Source organism: Blautia aquisgranensis, from assembly GCF_040096615.1.
GTDB lineage: Bacteria > Bacillota > Clostridia > Lachnospirales > Lachnospiraceae > Blautia_A > Blautia_A aquisgranensis.
The window spans coordinates 1-17,903 of record NZ_JBBMEJ010000013.1 but is presented as its reverse complement, the minus strand read 5'-3'; the positions used below and the strand labels follow the sequence as shown (position 1 = coordinate 17,903).

The 17,903-nt window shown below is 44.0% G+C and carries 14 protein-coding genes and 4 pseudogenes; 14 read left to right on the top strand and 4 right to left on the bottom strand.

Annotated features, from left to right (window positions below; genetic code table 11):
• Positions 1–34: 34 nt before the first annotated feature.
• From WMO28_RS11140 to WMO28_RS11090, 11 genes and pseudogenes are all read left to right on the top strand, one after another.
• Positions 35–1,279 (top strand): annotated as a pseudogene (locus tag WMO28_RS11140) (MFS transporter); the annotation flags it as partial.
• Between the two features lie 18 nt (positions 1,280–1,297).
• On the top strand, positions 1,298–2,503 hold the full coding sequence (locus WMO28_RS11135; protein ID WP_349057025.1) for a family 78 glycoside hydrolase catalytic domain: 1,206 nt from the start codon (positions 1,298–1,300) through the stop codon (positions 2,501–2,503).
• On the top strand, positions 2,481–3,530 hold the full coding sequence (locus tag WMO28_RS11130) for a glycoside hydrolase family 3 C-terminal domain-containing protein (protein ID WP_349057023.1): 1,050 nt from the start codon (positions 2,481–2,483) through the stop codon (positions 3,528–3,530). The genes WMO28_RS11135 and WMO28_RS11130 overlap by 23 nt, the downstream gene beginning before the upstream one ends.
• 26 nt (positions 3,531–3,556) lie before the next feature.
• The gene (locus WMO28_RS11125; protein ID WP_157350119.1) at positions 3,557–5,623 is read left to right on the top strand and encodes an oxidoreductase; all 2,067 of its coding nucleotides are present in this window, start codon (positions 3,557–3,559) and stop codon (positions 5,621–5,623) included.
• 177 nt (positions 5,624–5,800) lie between these two features.
• Positions 5,801–7,522 (top strand): glycoside hydrolase family 3 C-terminal domain-containing protein, encoded by a 1,722-nt coding sequence (locus tag WMO28_RS11120; RefSeq protein WP_349057022.1) that lies wholly within the window; start codon positions 5,801–5,803, stop codon positions 7,520–7,522.
• 59 nt (positions 7,523–7,581) lie between these two features.
• Positions 7,582–10,056 (top strand): beta-glucosidase, encoded by a 2,475-nt coding sequence (locus WMO28_RS11115; RefSeq protein ID WP_015522080.1) that lies wholly within the window; start codon positions 7,582–7,584, stop codon positions 10,054–10,056.
• Between the two features lie 156 nt (positions 10,057–10,212).
• Positions 10,213–10,467 carry a hypothetical protein gene (locus WMO28_RS11110; RefSeq protein WP_015522081.1) on the top strand — a complete coding sequence of 85 codons (255 nt, stop codon included), beginning with the start codon at positions 10,213–10,215 and terminating at the stop codon, positions 10,465–10,467.
• The gene (locus WMO28_RS11105; protein WP_147350129.1) at positions 10,460–10,681 is read left to right on the top strand and encodes a hypothetical protein; all 222 of its coding nucleotides are present in this window, start codon (positions 10,460–10,462) and stop codon (positions 10,679–10,681) included. Before WMO28_RS11110 ends, WMO28_RS11105 begins: the two co-directional genes overlap by 8 nt.
• Positions 10,599–12,032 carry a DUF5597 domain-containing protein gene (locus tag WMO28_RS11100; protein WP_226844365.1) on the top strand — a complete coding sequence of 478 codons (1,434 nt, stop codon included), beginning with the start codon at positions 10,599–10,601 and terminating at the stop codon, positions 12,030–12,032. Before WMO28_RS11105 ends, WMO28_RS11100 begins: the two co-directional genes overlap by 83 nt.
• 65 nt (positions 12,033–12,097) lie before the next feature.
• Positions 12,098–12,715 (top strand): annotated as a pseudogene (locus tag WMO28_RS11095) (glycoside hydrolase family 3 protein); the annotation flags it as partial.
• 131 nt (positions 12,716–12,846) lie between these two features.
• Positions 12,847–13,200 (top strand): hypothetical protein, encoded by a 354-nt coding sequence (locus WMO28_RS11090; RefSeq protein WP_118772454.1) that lies wholly within the window; start codon positions 12,847–12,849, stop codon positions 13,198–13,200.
• Between the two features lie 58 nt (positions 13,201–13,258).
• On the opposite strand, the gene WMO28_RS11085 is transcribed toward WMO28_RS11090, so the two are convergent.
• The 4 genes and pseudogenes from WMO28_RS11085 to WMO28_RS11070 all read right to left on the bottom strand — a co-directional run bounded on the left by WMO28_RS11085 (position 13,259) and on the right by WMO28_RS11070 (position 15,553).
• Complete coding sequence (locus WMO28_RS11085; RefSeq protein WP_015522084.1) at positions 13,259–13,624, bottom strand: helix-turn-helix domain-containing protein; 366 nt, start codon at positions 13,622–13,624, stop codon at positions 13,259–13,261.
• A 545-nt stretch (positions 13,625–14,169) separates the two neighbouring features.
• Positions 14,170–14,439 (bottom strand): annotated as a pseudogene (locus WMO28_RS11080) (ATP-binding protein); the annotation flags it as partial.
• A pseudogene (locus WMO28_RS11075) lies at positions 14,436–15,151 on the bottom strand (replication initiator protein A). The pseudogenes WMO28_RS11080 and WMO28_RS11075, both read right to left, overlap by 4 nt.
• Positions 15,152–15,169: 18 nt before the next feature.
• Positions 15,170–15,553: an adenylate cyclase gene (locus WMO28_RS11070; RefSeq protein ID WP_148446802.1), complete on the bottom strand. Its 384-nt coding sequence runs from the start codon at positions 15,551–15,553 to the stop codon at positions 15,170–15,172.
• A gap of 237 nt (positions 15,554–15,790) precedes the next feature.
• Between WMO28_RS11070 and WMO28_RS11065 the strand changes: the two genes are divergently transcribed.
• From WMO28_RS11065 to WMO28_RS11055, 3 genes are all read left to right on the top strand, one after another.
• Complete coding sequence (locus WMO28_RS11065; RefSeq protein ID WP_021650489.1) at positions 15,791–16,681, top strand: LysR family transcriptional regulator; 891 nt, start codon at positions 15,791–15,793, stop codon at positions 16,679–16,681.
• 114 nt (positions 16,682–16,795) lie between these two features.
• Positions 16,796–17,077 carry a hypothetical protein gene (locus WMO28_RS11060; RefSeq protein ID WP_349057021.1) on the top strand — a complete coding sequence of 94 codons (282 nt, stop codon included), beginning with the start codon at positions 16,796–16,798 and terminating at the stop codon, positions 17,075–17,077.
• On the top strand, positions 17,074–17,766 hold the full coding sequence (locus WMO28_RS11055) for a DUF4405 domain-containing protein (protein ID WP_349057020.1): 693 nt from the start codon (positions 17,074–17,076) through the stop codon (positions 17,764–17,766). The genes WMO28_RS11060 and WMO28_RS11055 overlap by 4 nt, the downstream gene beginning before the upstream one ends.
• Positions 17,767–17,903 lie beyond the last annotated feature (137 nt).

Here is a 17,903-nt window from a genome sequence, read left to right as displayed (position 1 = left end):
GGAAACATACCGCTTATGACACCTTTTATCCGTATATTTTATGATCTATTACACAACTGTGGTGGGACTGGATCCCAAGGCGCTTGCGACCTTGTTTTTAATCTCTAAGGTAATGGATGGAATCAGCGATCCTGTCATGGGCTTTATTCTGGATAGATTTCCCGTAACAAAAATGGGAAAATTTCGCCCTATGCTGATTCTGGGAACCATTATCTGTGTCATAAACTATATTCTGCTGTGGTTTGGCGCTGTCTGGAGTCCTGTAGGAAAATATGTGATCGTTTATGTTACCTATTTGCTGTTGGGATGGACCTTTGATATCATGGACATCTCCAAAAACAGTCTTCTTCCGGTTATGACTACAGATGATAAAGAAAGAAACAGCCTGTCTCTTTTCAACGCATTAGGATCGATGATTGGAGGAGCGGTGATTGGAGTATTAGGACCTGTTATAGTAGCAGATGGAAAACTGGAAAGTTATTATGTATTAATCTTCGGATCTATGGCTCTGACGCTCGTTCTTTCCATCTCAGGTGCACTCAGTGTTAAAGAACGTGTGGAGTTCAGGGAAAATAATGAGGAAAAGTACAGTTTAAAAGAGATGCTTCAATTTCTGAGATACAAGCCTATATGGGCAGCGTTTGCAGCTACTTTAATAGTAGGGACAGGAAGTTCAATAGCTGGCGGAGCAGGAGCATATTTTTATACATATGTTTTAGGGGATATGAAACTGATGTCGGGAGTTTCTGTTATTGGCTTAATTGCATCACTGGTTGGAATTGTGATGGGACCATATCTTGCCAATCGGTTTGGGAAAAAGAAAGTTTACCTGACCGCGGTCATAATATCGACAGCGCTTAACCTGCTTCGACTGCTGGATGTGACGTCTATGATTTTAATATATATCAGCGCTCTTATCGGAGGCGTGGCAGGAGGATGGATGGTTCCGGTCAATACCAGCATACAGGCGGACAATACCACTTATGTACAGTATAAAACGGGTAAACGGGCGGAAGCAGCCATCGCTTCACTCACATCCTTTGTCAGTAAGGTCGCGCAGGGGCTGGGAGGAGCAATTCCAGGGTATGTGATCGCAGCATATGGATTTGTTACCGGCGCATCTGTCCAACCTGAGAGTATCAATACAGGCATTATCCTGTGCGCATTGATCCTGCCGCTGATATTTGGAATATTAGGGTTGCTTATCTTTGGCACACAGTATACGCTGGATCAGAAAGCAGTAATAGAGATGGACGCTAAAATCAACAGGAATAACTAATCCGGCAGGGAGGTTGCTATGGAGCTTACAAGACTTAAGGTAAACAGTCAATACAGACCATGCGTGGACGAAGTACCTTATTTTTCATGGGTGATCATCAGTGACAAAAAGAATGTGATGCAGACATCCTATCATATTACAGTGACAAGTCTGGGAGAAGTAGTGTGGGATTCCGGGGTGATAGAAAGTGATAAAAGCACTTTTGTAGAGTACAACGGGAAACCATTGAAAAGTCTCAGTGACTATAGCTGGACAGTGAAAGTGACGGTTAATAACGGAGAAAAGGCGGCGGCATCCTCATCCTTTGAGACGGGATTTATGAAGAAAGAATGGACGGCCGAGTGGGTGAAATCTCCGTTCCCGATGAAAAAGGTAAAACCTGGAACCGGCGGGCAGAATCCGGCAGAATATTTCCGCAAAGAATTTGACGCACGAGACGGTATAAAACGGGCACGCGTCTATGCCACATGCCACGGAGCATATCAGCTCAGCGTGAACGGAATACGTCCGGACGACAGAGAGTTTGCTCCGGAATTTACCGTCTATTCTAAATATCTGTGTTACCAGACTTATGATGTGACTCCATTCTTGAGAGAGGGAAGAAATGTCATAGGAATGTTAGTGGGGGACGGCTGGTATGACAGTGCGAACTTTAAACCGAGAAGCAGGAAGTTTAAAGCCGAACATTCTGTGTTATTTCAGATAAAGATTGATTATGAAGACGGAACGAGTGAAATTGTTCTGTCCGATGATGCTGTGAAGGTTTCGGAAAGTCCGGTCCGGTCTTCCGATTTGTTTGCAGGCGAACTCTATGACGCACGGATGGAACAGGAAAACTGGAACTGCTGCGGATTCGATGACAGCAGCTGGAAAGCAGGTATCCCATGCGGAAAATCTTACGCGAACCTGGTAGCTCAGTACGGGGAACCGGTGCGCCCGGTAAAGGAAGTACCGGCAGTCGGAATGACAGTCAGCCCGAAAGACGAGACGATCATTGACTTCGGGCAGAATCTGGCGGGGGTTCTGCGCGTAAAAGCGAAACTGCCTGCCGGAACAAAAATGGTATTAGATCATTTTGAAACTCTGGATCAATATGGAAACTATTTCAATAATATTTTCATGTCAGAGAAAACAGGACACAAACAAAGCGATATTTATATTTCAAAAAGCGCTTCGGACTGCTGCAGAAGCAGACGTCGCGGTGATCTTTGCCGGTCTGCCTGAGATATTTGAGTCGGAAGGGTATGACAGAACATCTATGAAGTTGCCCCAATGCCAGGACCGTCTGATCGAAGAAGTGTTGAAAGTACAGCCTAATGTTGTAGTTGTACTCCACAATGGAAGCCCGGTAGAACTGCCCTGGGCTGATAAAGTAAGCGCGATCCTTGAAATGTATCTCGGAGGTCAGGGCGTTGGCGAAGCCTGTGACCGGCTGTTATACGGAGAAGCGAATCCGTCCGGCAGGCTGGCGGAGACATTCCCGTACCGGCTGGAAGATAATCCGAGCTACCTTCATTTCCCAGGAAATGGAAAGCGGGTGTTATATGGTGAGGATATCTTTGTCGGGTACCGCTATTATGATACAAAGAAGGTTCCGGTGCGGTATGCATTCGGACATGGGCTGTCTTACACGGAATTTGCTTATGGGGACTTGAATTTGTCATCGGCTCAAATGACGGATGAGGATATCCTGACGGTCTCCTTCAAGGTGAAAAATACAGGAAAGACAGAAGGAAAAGAAGTCGTACAGCTGTACGTGGCTGACCTGTGCGGCATATCGGAGAGACCGGTCAAGGAATTGAAAGGATTTGCCAAAGTTCATCTCCTGCCAGGAGAGGAAAAAACGGTGTCGATGGAAATTTCGGCGAGGGATCTTTCCTATTATGAAGAACGTCTCGGGGACTGGTATGCGCCATCCGGAACATATCGGATCCTGATCGGCCATGCTTCTGATGACGTCCGATTACATGCTGATATTATATTTGAAACACAGAAAGAACTGCCCCTTTGCGTAGATTTCACAACAACGTTCGGAGAATTATTGGATCATACGAAAACCGCTCCCGTTATTACGGAACTGCTGGCTCCATTGGCAGCAGCAGCCGCATCAGCAGAAGGTATGAGTGACGAATACAAGAAGCTGGGAGAGCAAGTTATCCGGGAAATGCCGCTGAAATTTCTGCTGGGACAGATGCCGGGAGAACAGGTGGAACAGCTGATCGGTCAGTTGAATTGCTTACTTGCACAATAGGATAATTGAGGAAGGATGTTCAAAAAATGAAAAAAGAACACGAAATTTTATTTGAACCATTTAAAATTGGAACGGTAATGATTAAAAACCGTTTTGTTCTGGAACCAATGGAAGGTACAAACATGATAGACTGCTTACCTATTTTTAAAATTGGTGAGGATATCCATGATTATTATGTGGAGCGTGCAAAGAATCATGTAGGTTTAATTATTCCCGGAATGGTTACTCTGCGTAGTATGGTGGGGAAACAGTGGCTTTATGAGCAGAAAGAAATATTCGAAGGACTAAAGCCGCTTTTAGCAGAAATTCATAGTTACGGTGCAAAAGTGTTTTTGCAGATTGGTGCAGGATGGGGACGAACATTTACCATGCCGCTGGCATTAAAGGAACTTTATGAAAAAGAGAAGGAAACCGGACAAAAGTCCATGTTTGACTGGGATAATCTTCTTGTAGCCCCTAGTGAACTGCCTAATCGTTGGCTTCCAGAAATTATACATAGACCACTGACGGAAGGAGAAATTCTTGAGTATGTGGATGCCTATGGTAAGACAGCCAAACTTTGTATGGAGACAGGGTTTGACGGTGTGGAAGTGCATGCCGTGCATGAAGGCTATCTGCTGGATCAGTTTACAACGAAGTATACGAATCGGAGAACAGATCAGTATGGGGGGACTTTTGATAACCGCTACAGGTTTGCGAAAGAAGTTGTAGAGGAGATTAAGCGACAGTGCGGTGACACATTCCCTGTATCCCTTCGGTATTCCGTAACCAGTAAGACAATCGGCTTTGGTATCGGGGCAGTTTATGGTGAGAAATTTACAGAAGCCGGCAGAGATCTTGAGGAAGGGCTGAAAGCCGCAAAATATCTTCAGGATGCAGGATATGATATGCTTAATGCGGACAATGGGACTTACGATTCATGGTACTGGGCGCATCCGCCTGTATATATGCCTTTAAACTGTAACATGGCGGAGGTGACACGATTAAAAGAAGTGGTAGAAATTCCTGTGGTATGTGCAGGAAGAATGCAGCCGGATGAAGCTTCAGCATCTATATCAGAAGGAAAACTGGATGCTATGGGAATCGGACGTCAGTTCCTGGCGGATCCGGAATACATTGTAAAACTGGAACAGGAGAAATTTAGTGACATTCTTCCTTGCATTGCATGTCATAATGCATGTCTTCCGATTTATCATTATGAAGGCGTTGGCTGTGAAATCGATGAAGAGGATGGAAAAACACAAGGGCATTGTGCGTTGAACCCTAGGACATTCTGTGAGCAGAAATATGATTTTGAGAAAAAAGCAGCTGTAACGAAAAGTATTGCGGTCATCGGCGGGGGTATCGCTGGGATGACTGTAGCCCGAATTGCGGCAATACGAGGTCATGAGGTAACTATTTATGAAAAGAGTGACCGGCTCTGTGGTGTGTTTAATGCTGCAGCAGCACCTGAATTCAAAGAAAAAGATAAAGAATTTATAAGATGGATTCAACAAGAAATAGAAAGCCTGCCGATTAAAGTGGAATACAACTGTGAAATTACAACTCTGGCTGAGCTGACAGAAGATGAAATTATCATTGCTACGGGCGCAAAACCTAGAAAGCTAGATGTTCCGGGACAGGAAAAAGCTATTGAAGCAACGGAATATCTGCTGGGGAGAAAAGTAGGAAAGGACGTCGCTGTAATCGGCGGAGGTTTGACGGGCTGCGAGATTGCCTATGACCTTGTGCTGAAAGGAAAACGACCGGTTATTGTGGAAATGGCAGACGATATTTTAAAGACCAAGGGACTCTGCATGGCAAACTCCAGTTGTATGAGAGACTTATTGCGGTATTATGAAGTTCCTATTTATAAAAACGCAAAGCTCTTAGAAATCATTGAAAATGGAATTGTTATTGAGACAGCGGAAAAGACAATACAGTTGGAATGCGATGACGTGATAATGAGCTGTGGTTATGTGCCAGACACGAGGCTTGTTGACGGTGGAACACAACAGGGGAAAACGAATATTCATATAGTCGGCGATGTTAAAAAGGTTGGAAATTTGAAAACAGCAATCTGGGAGGCTTATGATTTAGCATTTTCTTTGTAAGATTAAACTCTTAAGCGGACAAAGAGGCTTTTAATATATTATAGAAACACTGCTATAAGAATTATTGATACCATTAGGCTGTCGATTTTTGAGGGATGTCATATACAGAATTATACTGACTAATATTAAGTTTTAATCGGTATTTCAATTTGTGTGATGTAATCATCAAAGGAGTCAATGCCATGCTATAATTCCATTGACGGAGAACCGGCCTCGGTTTCCCACAGATTACTGACAGAACTTCTTCGGGAGAGAATGGGATTTGACGGACTGTGTATCAGTGATTACGGCGGCATCAGCAATGCCCACGAAGTCCAGCGGATCGGAGAGACTATTGGAGAAACAGGATTTCTTGCCATGGAAGCAGGGATGGACATGGAGATGCCGAAAGCGATCGGTTATGGCGAAAAACTCAAAGAAATGTTCCGAAGCGGACAGGCGGATACAGAATTGCTGAACCGGACAGTTCTGAGGGTGTTGGAAGCGAAATTCCGCATGGGCCTGTTTGAACAACCTTTCGCAATGGACGGTGAGTCCTGCAAAAAGATTTTTGAAGAGAAAGAGGGGGCGGAGCTGTCCCTTCGGTCGGCAAGGGAATCCATGGTGCTTTTGAAAAACAACGGGGTACTTCCTTTGTCAGGCAAGATCAAGAAGCTGGCCCTGATCGGGCCTCATGCAGACTGTGCCCGTAAGTTCTTCGGCGGATATACTCATCTGTGCATGATGGAGTCGGTCTACGCGGCCGCAAGTTCTATCGCAGGGGTAGAGGGCAGCCCGGAGTCCGGACAGATCGGCGGGGCAATGCTGCCAGACGGCGAACCGGTGAATTATGTCCCGGGTACAAAGATCCAGTCAGATGAAGCAGAACTCTTTAACGACATCCTGCGCTTACAGAAGCCGGGATGCAGAAGCCTGTTAGAAGAACTAAAGGAGCGTATGACAGATACGGAGATTCTGTATGTGTATGGATACCCGGTTGCCGGAAAGGATCAGAACAGATTTGAGGAGGCACTGCAGGCAGTCAGGGAAGCTGATGTTGTGATCCTCACTCTGGGAGGAAAGCACGGTACATGCTCTATGGCGACCATGGGAGAAGGTGTGAACGCTGCCGACATCAATTTGCCGGAATGTCAGGACGCATTTATTAAAGCAGCATCGGTGTATGGAAAGCCCTTAATCGGCATCCATTTTGATGGCAGGCCGATCTCCAGTGACACGGCAGACCAATATCTGGATGCCGTCATAGAAGCCTGGAGCCCGGCGGAAACGGGAGCGCAGGCTGTGGCAGATGTCCTGCTGGGAGCATATAATCCGGGCGGCAAACTGCCAGTATCCGTGGCATATCACGCCGGACAGATTCCAATCTACTATAATCACCCAAACGGTTCCGCATGGCATCAGCAGGAGAGTATCGGATTCGTCAATTATGTGGATGTTCCCCATACACCGAGATATTGCTTTGGACATGGATTGTCTTATACACAGTTTGAGTATTCAGACATTCATATATCGACGGCAGAGATTGGAGCAGAAGAATCGGTACAGATCAGCTGTGTGGTAAAGAATGCGGGAAACTGTGCCGGGGATGAAGTGGTACAACTTTATCTCAGGGATAGATTTGCAAGTATGACACGCCCGGTGAAAGAGCTTGCCGGATTTAAGCGAATCCATATGGAACCGGGAGAGAAAGTACGGGTAACATTTACAGTACAGGCGGATCAGTCAGCATTTCTTGACAGGCAGATGCGCTGGAAGGTGGAAAAAGGAGAGATAGATGTAGAAATTGGAAGTTCTTCTGAGGATATACGGTTAAAAGGAACATACCGGATCACAGAGGATAGATGGATAGACGGCGCAAAAAGAGCATTTTATGCGAAAGTACAGAAAGACAAAGTATAGCTTAGGCATACACTTACAGCGGGTCGGGTAAGATATCCGGCAGGACAGGAGGAAAACAGATGGATAGGAAGTTACTTGCCAGAAGGATTGCAGAAGAATCCATTGTATTGTTGAAAAACGAAGATCATATGCTTCCTTTAAAAGAAAAGAAAGAGATCGCGTTTTTCGGGAGGACGCAGATTGGCACTTTATATTCCGGAAACGGATCCGGCGGTGCAAATGTGGCCGGATGCGGCACGATTCTGGAAGAATGTGAAAATTGCGGAATCAGACCTGAGCCACTTTTAAAGGGCTTTTATGAATATAAGATAAATGAGGAACGGGTCACGGAAGAGGATGAGTTTGACTGGACTAAAGTCAGTGAGATGGTAAACAGTGGAATTATGTATGAAATATTCGGCAAATACCGCGCTCCGCTTGATGAGTACGAAGTGCCCGGCACACTTATTGACCAGGCGGCAGAAAAAACTGACACAGCACTTATTGTAATTGGCAGAAATTCTGGCGGTGAGGAGTGTGACCGTCACCTTTCAGAGGATTATTACCTGACTAATTCAGAAGAAAGTCTGCTGAAGGAAGTCTGCAGTCATTTTACAAATGTAGTAGTAGTCTTGAATGTTAACGGGCTGATCGATCTGTCCTGGGTGAGAAAGTATGCAAATATAAAAAGCCTTCTGTTTATTGGAATCCCAGGGGAAGAAGGGGCTTCTGCGCTAGCTGGCATTTTAACGGGGGAGACCAATCCCTCCGGGAAACTGGCGGTGACCATAGCGGAACATTATGAAGATTACCCGTCGGCAGACCATTTCTCATGGGATAAGGAGCATCTGGAGAATGTTCTTGACTATGAGAGCTACGGCCTTTCCTCAGAAGAAAACGGAAGTACAGGTTTTTCTAAAAGCCCGGTGAGTGTGTACTGGGAGGATATCTATACCGGTTACCGATATTTTGATACATTCGGGAAACCGGTGCTTTACCCCTTTGGTTATGGGCTTTCTTACACTGAATTTGCAATCAGCGATGCCTCGGCCGAGAAGCAAAACGGCGGTATTATGGTGACAGCCAATGTGAAAAATATTGGGGAAATATCAGGGAAAGAGGTAATCCAGGTTTATCTGTCCAAGGTAAACCCGGCAGAGGGTGTGGAACGTCCTTATCAGGAATTGAAGGGATTTGAGAAAACCGCGGACCTTGCTCCGGGAGAAAAAGAGAAGGTTAAGATCTGGATTCCATGGAGAGAACTGGCGGTTTATGACGAAGGAAGAGCTGCGTGGGTCATAGAGTCGGGCGATTATCTCCTGAAGATGGGAAATTCATCAAGAGACACCTCCCTGGTGGGAATGGTACGCCTAGGGGATACAGTCCTTACAGAACAGTGCGCGAACCGTATGATAATCTTAGAATGCAACAGAGATAAGCTTTCGTTCCTGACACAGAAAGACTACGCAGGGTGCCATCTGGAAGACAGATGTGAGAAGAAACCTGATGGAGGCGTGACCGGGATGGCGGTAATTTCTGTAACGGAAGAGGATATTCTTGCAGGAGGGGAGAGCAGACAGGCTGAAAAAGAAACGCAGCAAAATCTGCCGGAGCTCTCCATCGAAGAACTCGCTTCTCTCTGTGTGGGCTATGGGCCGGGCACTCCCTTTGCGGCTGTGGGGGACCGCAGTGACCCGTCTGCGATTTTCGATGGTGAAGGAAAACCGATTACAACAAACAACCACCCGACAGGATATCCGGGATATGTTTCTCCGGCAATTGAGGAAAAAGGGATCAAGTCCATTTTCTATAAAGACGGCCCGGCCGGGATCGGCGGTATTGCCTGGCCGACGGAAATGCTCATAGCCTGCTCGTTCGACAGGAAACTGTGGCAGATGTTTGGAGATGCAGTAGGGAAAGAATGTGAAGATCAGCAGGTGAATGTCTGGCTTGCTCCTGCTGTGAATCTCCACAGAAATCCGCTGTGCGGCAGAAATTTTGAATATTTTTCTGAAGATCCGTACCTGACAGGAGTCTGTGCCTGCGAGATCACAAAAGGCGTACAGAATGGCCGGCCGGTTATCGTGTGCCCGAAACACTTCGCGGCAAATGAGCAGGAGACATTCCGGCGCGGAAATGCAGGGAAAAAGGTAGACGCTGTTGACTCTATACTGACAGAGCGCTCGGCCAGGGAACTATACCTGAAGCCTTTTGAAATGCTGGTGAGAGAAGCACATATTGCCTGCATTATGACGTCTTTTAACAAGATAAACGGCGTTTTCGCCGGGGGCAGTAAGGATCTGTGCACCCGTATCCTTCGGGAAGAATGGGGATTTGACGGCGCTGTGGTGACAGACTGGGGCGATATGGATATTGTGGTAGACGGAGCAGACGCCGTGGCTGCGGGAAATGATATCGTCATGCCGGGCGGACCGCCGGTGATTCGTCAGATCCTGAAAGGATATGAAGAAGGAAGAGTGACCAGAGAAGAAATGGAAACAGCGGCAGGACATCTTCTGTGCATGATCCGCAGGATTCATGGAAAGGAGAAATAGAAGTATGGGAGAAAAATCTACAAAACAGTTGAAAATTCAGGCGTCATGAATGTTGTGGCCGGAGCCCTTGCGATTGCTGTGGGAGTGTCTGCTCTGGTGAGCGGGATACGGCTTCTGATTACTCGGAGAAAGCTGCTTTTTTAAGGGGACTGCCAGATGAAAAAATATAAAAGGGAAAAACTAATTGTAAGTATTTTTGCCGTCATATTTGTTGTTATAGTGGTTATTCTTGGAAACTTTTTGGTTACATATATATCTTCTGACTTGAGTTTTGGCCAGAATTGTCTTTTGCGAATACCATTTTATGGAACATTAGTTTTTACATCTTCGCTTATAGGACTGCTGTTTAGAAACGATAGTAAAAAAGATATTGTCGAAGAAAATTCAAAAGGAAGGATTCAAGATGAATAAAATTACAGAAGTAAAAATAGAAAGAGGAATCCCGACTCTGTATGTGGACGGGCAGCCTTTTTGGGCGTTTGCAGGGGAGGTGCACAACTCAGCCGCCTATGCCCCCGGACAGGATGGAGGCAGAGATATGGATGAAGATGGATCAGAGTCATCTGAATACACTGATTGTACCGGTGTACTGGGAGACGCTGGAGCCGGAAGAAGGCAGCTATGATTTTTCGCTTGTGGATTCACTTCTTGAGCAGGCTGTCAGATTTAAGAAAAAGCTGATCCTGCTCTGGTTCGGTCTATGGAAGAATGCAGAGTCGGCTTATGTGCCGGCATGGATGAAGCAGGACAGTGAAACATTTTTCCGTGCGGAAATGTATGGTGGAGAAAGGTTAAATACGATTTCTCCTCTGTGCTGGGAGGCGGTGGAGAGAGATGCCGCTGCATTTTCCCGTCTGATGGGACATCTGCGGGAGGTTGATAAAAACTCATCGGTCATCATGGTCCAGGTAGAAAATGAAGTGGGACTGCTTGGAACAGAGCGTGATTACTGCCGTCAGGCAGAGGAGGCGTTTACAGGAAATGTGCCGGATAAACTGATGGATGCAGCTGTAAAATCAGGAAAAATCCGTGCCAGGGAAACAGGATGGCCTGAAAAGGCAGACTGGACTGTCGTATTCGGAGAAGACGCAGGGGAGATTTTTTCCGCATGGTTTTTTGCCTCCGCTCTGGAGAGGATTGCATCAGTCGGAAAAAAAGAGTATCCTCTGCCCTGCTACGCCAATGTGTGGCTGAAACAGTTCCCCTGGTATGCTGGTTCTTATCCGTCGGGAGGCCCGGTGGAGGATATGCTCTGGGTGTGGAAAGCGGCGGCGCCTTCCCTCTTTACTATTGCCCCGGATATCTATGTCCCCTATGTGTCGGAGATCATGGAGAAGTATACCCGTCCGGATAATCCCCTTGTAATCCCGGAGGTGCGAAAAGACGCTGTAACAGCGTCATACGCTCTGTATGCTTACCTGAACTGCCATGCCCTGTGTTACGCACCGTTCGGGATTGAAGACCTGTGGCAGAAGGAGCCGGATGTGATCCCGAAAGAGGTGACGGAGGCTTTGAATATAGACCCGCTTTCTTTTGACATGACCGGGACAAAGGAGACTCTGGGAGAGGTATACAGACTCCTTGGCGAGATTAAGTCGCTGTATCTTAGGTACAGGGGAACAACTCATCTGAAGTGCTTTCTGAAAAATGCGGAAGGAGAGCAGGGATGTTATCTGAAGTTTAAGTCTTACGATATGGAAATCCGGTATCTGCCGCAACAGGTTGGAATGCCAACGGCAGCCGGGGCTGTGTTCGAGTTGGACGAAAATAATTTCCTGATTGTGGGGATGATGTGCAATGTATGTGTGCATACAAAACCGGGTGATCACAGAAAGGTGGATTTCATCAGAAAAGAAGCAGGAACATACAGTGACGGACAATGGAGATGCAGGCAGAGACAGAACGGCGATGAAAAGATTGTGACTATGCTATATGATATGCCGGAATGTGTGAAGATGGAACTATTTAAGTATTAGGGCTTCACAGGCAGAAAGGAATAGGATTTAAGGGAAGAAAAAATATCAAAGAACTGATCTCACAGATGACCTTAGAAGAGAAAGCAAGTCTGTGCTCAGGACTGGATTTCTGGCACACGAAAGGCGTGGAGCGCCTGGGTATTCCATCGGAAATGGTATGCGATGGTCCTCACGGTCTGAGAAAACAGGACGATGCATCGGATCATCTCGGGATCAATAACAGTATCAAAGCGGTATGTTTTCCGGCAGGCTGTGCGACGGCTTCAAGTTTCAATCGTGATCTGGTAAGGAAACTGGGAGAGACACTGGGGGAAGAGTGTCAGGCGGAACATGTAAGTACCATCCTTGGTTCTGCGATGAATATCAAACGTTCACCGCTCTGCGGACGGAATTTTGAATACTATTCTGAAGATCCTTATGTATCCACAGAGATGGCAGGAGTTCTGGTACATGGTGTGCAGAGCAAACATGTGGGGACCAGCCCGAAGCGCTTTATGGCAAACAACCAGGAGTATCACAGGATGACCAGCTTTTCTGAGATGGGTGAGCGCACCATGAGAGAAATCTATCTGGCGTCCTTTTAGAGGATGGTAAAGAAAGAGAAACCATGGACGATTATGAATTCCTACAATAAACTGAATGGAACTTATCTCTGTGAAAATAAAGAAATCCTGTCAGATATGTGGAAAGCGGCGCATATGAGATACAGATTGGAGAAAATGCTCAGGATATCGTCCTTTCCAGTAGGGTAACTGTGAATTCAGTAACGGACATTCCAAAGGTATATACCAGAAATTCCACGATAGGGGAAATTTTGGCAGATACAAATGGAAAAGAAATTTTCCAAAAGACAATGGCCCAAATGTTGGGTGACAATGCACAGCTTATAGCAGCGCAGGAAGATAACAGCGGAGCGATTAATGAAGAAATGATGACGGCAATGGCGGAGGGAATGTCGCTAAGACAGTTGCTCAGTTTTATCCCGGGAGTTAGCCGAAATGTCCTTGAAGAACTAATAAACAAATTAAATAAACATAAATTTAAGATGGAGGAAGCGCAGCAATATTGGATTATGCGTTCTCTGCTCTCCCCCCCATTTTTCCCTTTATACTCGAAAAGCAGTTCTTCCTTTAGATATTCATTGTACATCAAAAAGCAATTAGATTAAATGTGTAGTGAAATACGGGAATAATGTCCGACAGACCAAAGCCCTCTGGTCTGCCGGCTTACGGAGAATTATCAAAATCAGAATTGTTTTGTATTTCTAAAAGTTGTTCTACAAGAAAATTTAAGGAGTTTATGAGCAATTTTTGATTTTGCTTGTTACAGGCATAAAATTTACCTAAGAAGTATTGGAGAGCTTCTTCATCAACAGGAGCTTTAGAAGGAAATATAGTATTTCCGGAAATACCGAGTCGATCAACTAAAAGACATAGGGTTTCGTAAGTGGGATTTTTTCTTCCTTTTTCTATATCCTGAATGGTTTTTACCGCCAGTCCAGACTGATCAGCAAGTTCCTGTTGAGTTAATTGACATTCTTTTCTTGCGGAACGTATTCGTTTCCCTAGAAAAATAAATTTATCTTCCGGCATAGTTGTTCACCTCAAATCTATTCTACTGTGCTGGTTTGACTTTTTGCATTGCCTTATAATGCCGGGAAAATACATATTAGTATGCCGGTTGCTTTGGGTGAATATCGCTGGCTTTGCTGTAAGAAAATAAAAAACAGTTTCTTACAGCAGGGCTTATTTTTCGTGCCGTCTGTGAGTTTCTGTTGGGAGAATCATGGACGGCCTTTTTTGTTATTATCTTTATCACTTAAAGTATAGGAAACTTTTCTTAAAAAAAATCTATTGTGGTTATGGGATTTTTATTGTTGGAAATCGGCACTAATCTACATAAAAAATCTATATAAAAGTTCAGGTCAACAATTCCTTAATTATGATGCCAGGAAGCGTAAAAAACTCCCTGGCGTTTTTCTTTGTCGAATTTTGTGGAACTTTCTCCAAAAACCTCGAAATCGTGGGCCGCCGATCATCAGAGTAAGATTCTGATGAAAGGTTTTGGAGAGGTTGGAGAAAAGTTTTTTAAAAAATTTTCCCGCTTTTTCGATTTTTTATCGGTTTCTCTCCTGTCCTCGCTGTGAAAGGGAGGAACAGGCATCTTTTACTATTTCCATTTGTTTTTCATGAAGTTTTCTTTGGGCTTCTTCCTGTTCAAAGATTTCCTGCTGGCATTTACAGCGGATGGAAGGAATAAGAACTTTTCCCTGTAATTCATGCCGGCATTGTCTTGGCGTATTGCATTTGGAACAGTAGATCAGGTGGTCTGTTTCGTTAAAATATTCATCAGGCTGAATCTCTCTGTTTGGTGTTATAGCGGTTGCTTTTTCTGTAAATTTTGTCATAATGTTTCGTATTCCTCACTTTCGTAATTTCTTTGCCGGGAAGCAGGATGATCCTGTCTTGCCCAACTGATGATGGTAGCTGCATGGTTCTGATATTGCTTTCCGGTAGAAGCCATATAACCGGATAAGCGTTCAATATAATCCTTCCAGTCAGGGATTGTCTGCCGGATATCTTCAAGCTCTTTTTCTGACAGAAAAACATTTTGAAATTTTCCATAGGGTGAGAGTGGCTCCTTACTCCCTCTTATTGCTAAATTGTTCTTTTTTATGCTTTCTTATTACCAGACAGTTTTCTGTCTGTATCAGGGAAAGAATCCTGTCTGTCAATAGGACAGTTTTCTGTCTGTCTTAGGGAAAGAAATCTGTCTGTATAGTGGATGGTTTCTTTTGGGAGTTTTACATAAATTCGATTGGGCTGTCCGGGTCCCTGCCGTTTTCGGAAGATAAGCTCCTGTTTTTCCAGTACTGCCAGAGCAGTTTTAACCGTCATCTGGCTTTTGTGGAGAACTTCTGCCAGTGCTTCAATTGTAAAGTAAATGAACACATGACCATCGATATCTGACCAGCCCTCATTTTTCTGGGAAAGCCTTGCCCGGTCGAGTAGGATAATATAAAGCATTTTGGCAGTTTCGTTTATTTCCATGTCCAGAAGAAAACGGGGAAACATCATATAAGAAGGCAGGTTGGTGTCTGCTGTCAGAAAGTCCGTCATGTGTTCACCTCCAATCAGTTATTCGCCAAGAAAATCCCAGTCTACATCACTATCTGGCAGTGAATTTTCAGGTGCTGGAAAGGACGCCCTGATTTGGGGCTCCCTTTGCACCATGCCTGCAGTCAGTCCGGAAAGAAAAAGTGGCAATGCCTGTTTCAGACTGTTTTCCACTGCATCTACAATCTGTTTCACAAAAAGTTCTTCCCGTTCTCTTGTTTCCAGATAAGGATCAGCCTGTGTGCGGTAGTAGCGGTCAAAATAATCTACCAGTGCAAGAGAGATTACCTGACTGTAAGATTTAAAATCCTGCCTGTCCATCGTCTGTAAATATTCCCAGGCTCTCCGCTGCTGTTCTTTGTCCAGATTAAAGCGTAGGTTTGTGTTGCGGATATTGTTCTGCATGGTTTATCCCCTCCTTTTATCGTATTGATTGATTCAGCAGGTTGTACCGGTGTGGTACTGCTTTGCTGTGAGATAAGCATACGAAAATCAGAGGAAAAAGGCATTGAGGGGAAATTGAGTTGGAATTGAGAAAAAGATGCAATATTTTTTGAGCTGAAGTATAATATCAAGTGTTAAGCCAATAGAAATAAAAAACGTTATTGCTAACGTGTATATAAGAACAAAGGAGTGAATTACATGATGTATAATCCACAACTTGATACATTTATCTGCGTTGTCGAAGCTGGAAGTTTTAGTAAAGCGGCAGAAGAATTATATATAAGTGCACCTGCGGTTATTAAACAGATAAATTCTTTGGAAAACAGCTTAAATTTGCAATTATTTGAAAGAACACACAGAGGTCTTATTATTACGGAAGCTGGTAAATCGCTCTATCAGGATGCAAAATATCTGATTCAATATTCAAAAGAATCGTTGATACGGGCGCAGGAAGCAATGAATCATAATGAAGAAATCATTCGTGTTGGAATATCTCCGATGACGCCACCGGAAGTTTTTGTGGAACTTTGGCCTAAGATACAGAAAATATATCCGGAGATGAAGTTTAAATTGATTACATTTGAAAATACACCAGAGAATGCAAGAGAGATACTGGCTAATATGGGAAAGAATATTGATGTGATAGCTGGAATCTTTGATGAAACAATGCTTGAACTCAGAGGCTGTGATGGCACTGAGATTTCAAGAGAACCATTTTGTGTGGCGGTATCAATTCATCACAGGCTGGCAAAAAAAGAAAAAATTACACTTGATGATCTGGCTGGAGAAAATCTTATGCTCATGCGAAGAGGATGGAGTTATTATGGCGATATGCTAAGGGATGATATGATGAAAAATCATCCTGAAATCAATATTGTAGACTTTAATCTGTACAATGTAGAAGCATTTAACCGATGCGAAAACAATAATGAGGTATTACTGGCATTCAAGAGCTGGGAAAGTGTTCATCCACTGATCAGAATCATTCCAGTAGAGTGGGATTATACTATGCCGTTTGGAATTCTTCATTCGAAAAAACCGTCCATTAAGGTTAAGCGGCTGATAAATGCTATTAACAAGGTAAAATAAAAATTGAATACATGCGAGTAGAAACCTAAAGGTTAATACTGAATAACAAAACGAGACTTCTAATGGAGTCTCGTTTTGTTATACTTTAGCTGAAGAGAAAATGGAGGATACTATATGCAGATAAAGAGGATAGCTCTTGGAGGAATCAACATGACTGTTATCATGTTCACGCCAACCTATGCCTGTGTCGGAACAAGTGACGGAATTGCATCATACAGAAGTATGGAAAATTATATTTCCCAGATACAACAAAATGGCCCAAATACAAAAATAGAAGTATTTAAAGGCCTTTCTCATGGATTTGGATTGGGAGAGGGGACTGTAGCAGAAGGATGGATTGATCGTGCAATATCTTTCTGGGAAGACAATATGAATGCTTTAGATAAGAGGATATGAAAAATAAACGATTTACAGCAAAAATATTGATAGATATAGGAATGACGATATGTTTGCTTCTTCTTATGCCATATAGTCTGCTCAGCGAGACTGCACATGAGTGGATTGGTATGGCGATGCTTGTGCTTTTTATTTCACATCACATACTGAATCATAAATGGGTGACCTCTGTAAGGAAAGGAAAATATAATGCGTTCAGAGTGATACAGACAGTACTGGTTATCATCATGCTTATTCTTATAATGGGTTCCATGATAAGTGGAATATTATTGTCAAATCACATATTTAAATGGATAAAGATTTCCGGAACATATATGACAGCCAGACAGATACATATGTTTTGCGCATACTGGGGACTGGTGGTGATGTCATTACATCTCGGATTTCATTGGAATATAGCGGTAGCAATGGTAGGACGATTATGGGAACATTTATCCGTCATCAGAACATGGGCAGCAAGATCTGTCGCAACCACAATTGCAGGTTATGGTTTATATGCATTTTACAGGAGACAGATAGGAGATTATCTGATTATGAGGATGCATTTTGTATTTTATGATTATGAAAAGGGGATCTTTCCTTTTCTGCTGGATTATCTGGCAGTAATGATATTGATAGCATTTATTGGATATTATAGTGGAGTGTTTCTAAAGAAAACAGGTAAGAAAAAACGAAAAGGTTCATACTGAAAGAAGGTGGTGTATTTATGGAAAAGCGGAAATTAGTACTTACAATTATTGGAGTTGTTATTTTAGGAAGATAAGCGGGAATCCTCGGTAATTCAATTGCCGAGATGAAAGCGTAAACTGTGCATATCTGCACATTA

Coding starts and splice junctions, on each gene's coding strand:
- WMO28_RS11135 (WP_349057025.1), top strand. CDS start 1,298: ATGGAGCTTACAAGACTTAAGGTAAACAGTCAATACAGACCATGCGTG.
- WMO28_RS11125 (WP_157350119.1), top strand. CDS start 3,557: ATGAAAAAAGAACACGAAATTTTATTTGAACCATTTAAAATTGGAACG.
- WMO28_RS11120 (WP_349057022.1), top strand. CDS start 5,801: ATGCCATGCTATAATTCCATTGACGGAGAACCGGCCTCGGTTTCCCAC.
- WMO28_RS11115 (WP_015522080.1), top strand. CDS start 7,582: ATGGATAGGAAGTTACTTGCCAGAAGGATTGCAGAAGAATCCATTGTA.
- WMO28_RS11110 (WP_015522081.1), top strand. CDS start 10,213: ATGAAAAAATATAAAAGGGAAAAACTAATTGTAAGTATTTTTGCCGTC.
- WMO28_RS11105 (WP_147350129.1), top strand. CDS start 10,460: ATGAATAAAATTACAGAAGTAAAAATAGAAAGAGGAATCCCGACTCTG.
- WMO28_RS11100 (WP_226844365.1), top strand. CDS start 10,599: ATGAAGATGGATCAGAGTCATCTGAATACACTGATTGTACCGGTGTAC.
- WMO28_RS11085 (WP_015522084.1), bottom strand. CDS start 13,624: ATGCCGGAAGATAAATTTATTTTTCTAGGGAAACGAATACGTTCCGCA.
- WMO28_RS11070 (WP_148446802.1), bottom strand. CDS start 15,553: ATGCAGAACAATATCCGCAACACAAACCTACGCTTTAATCTGGACAAA.
- WMO28_RS11065 (WP_021650489.1), top strand. CDS start 15,791: ATGATGTATAATCCACAACTTGATACATTTATCTGCGTTGTCGAAGCT.
- WMO28_RS11060 (WP_349057021.1), top strand. CDS start 16,796: ATGCAGATAAAGAGGATAGCTCTTGGAGGAATCAACATGACTGTTATC.
- WMO28_RS11055 (WP_349057020.1), top strand. CDS start 17,074: ATGAAAAATAAACGATTTACAGCAAAAATATTGATAGATATAGGAATG.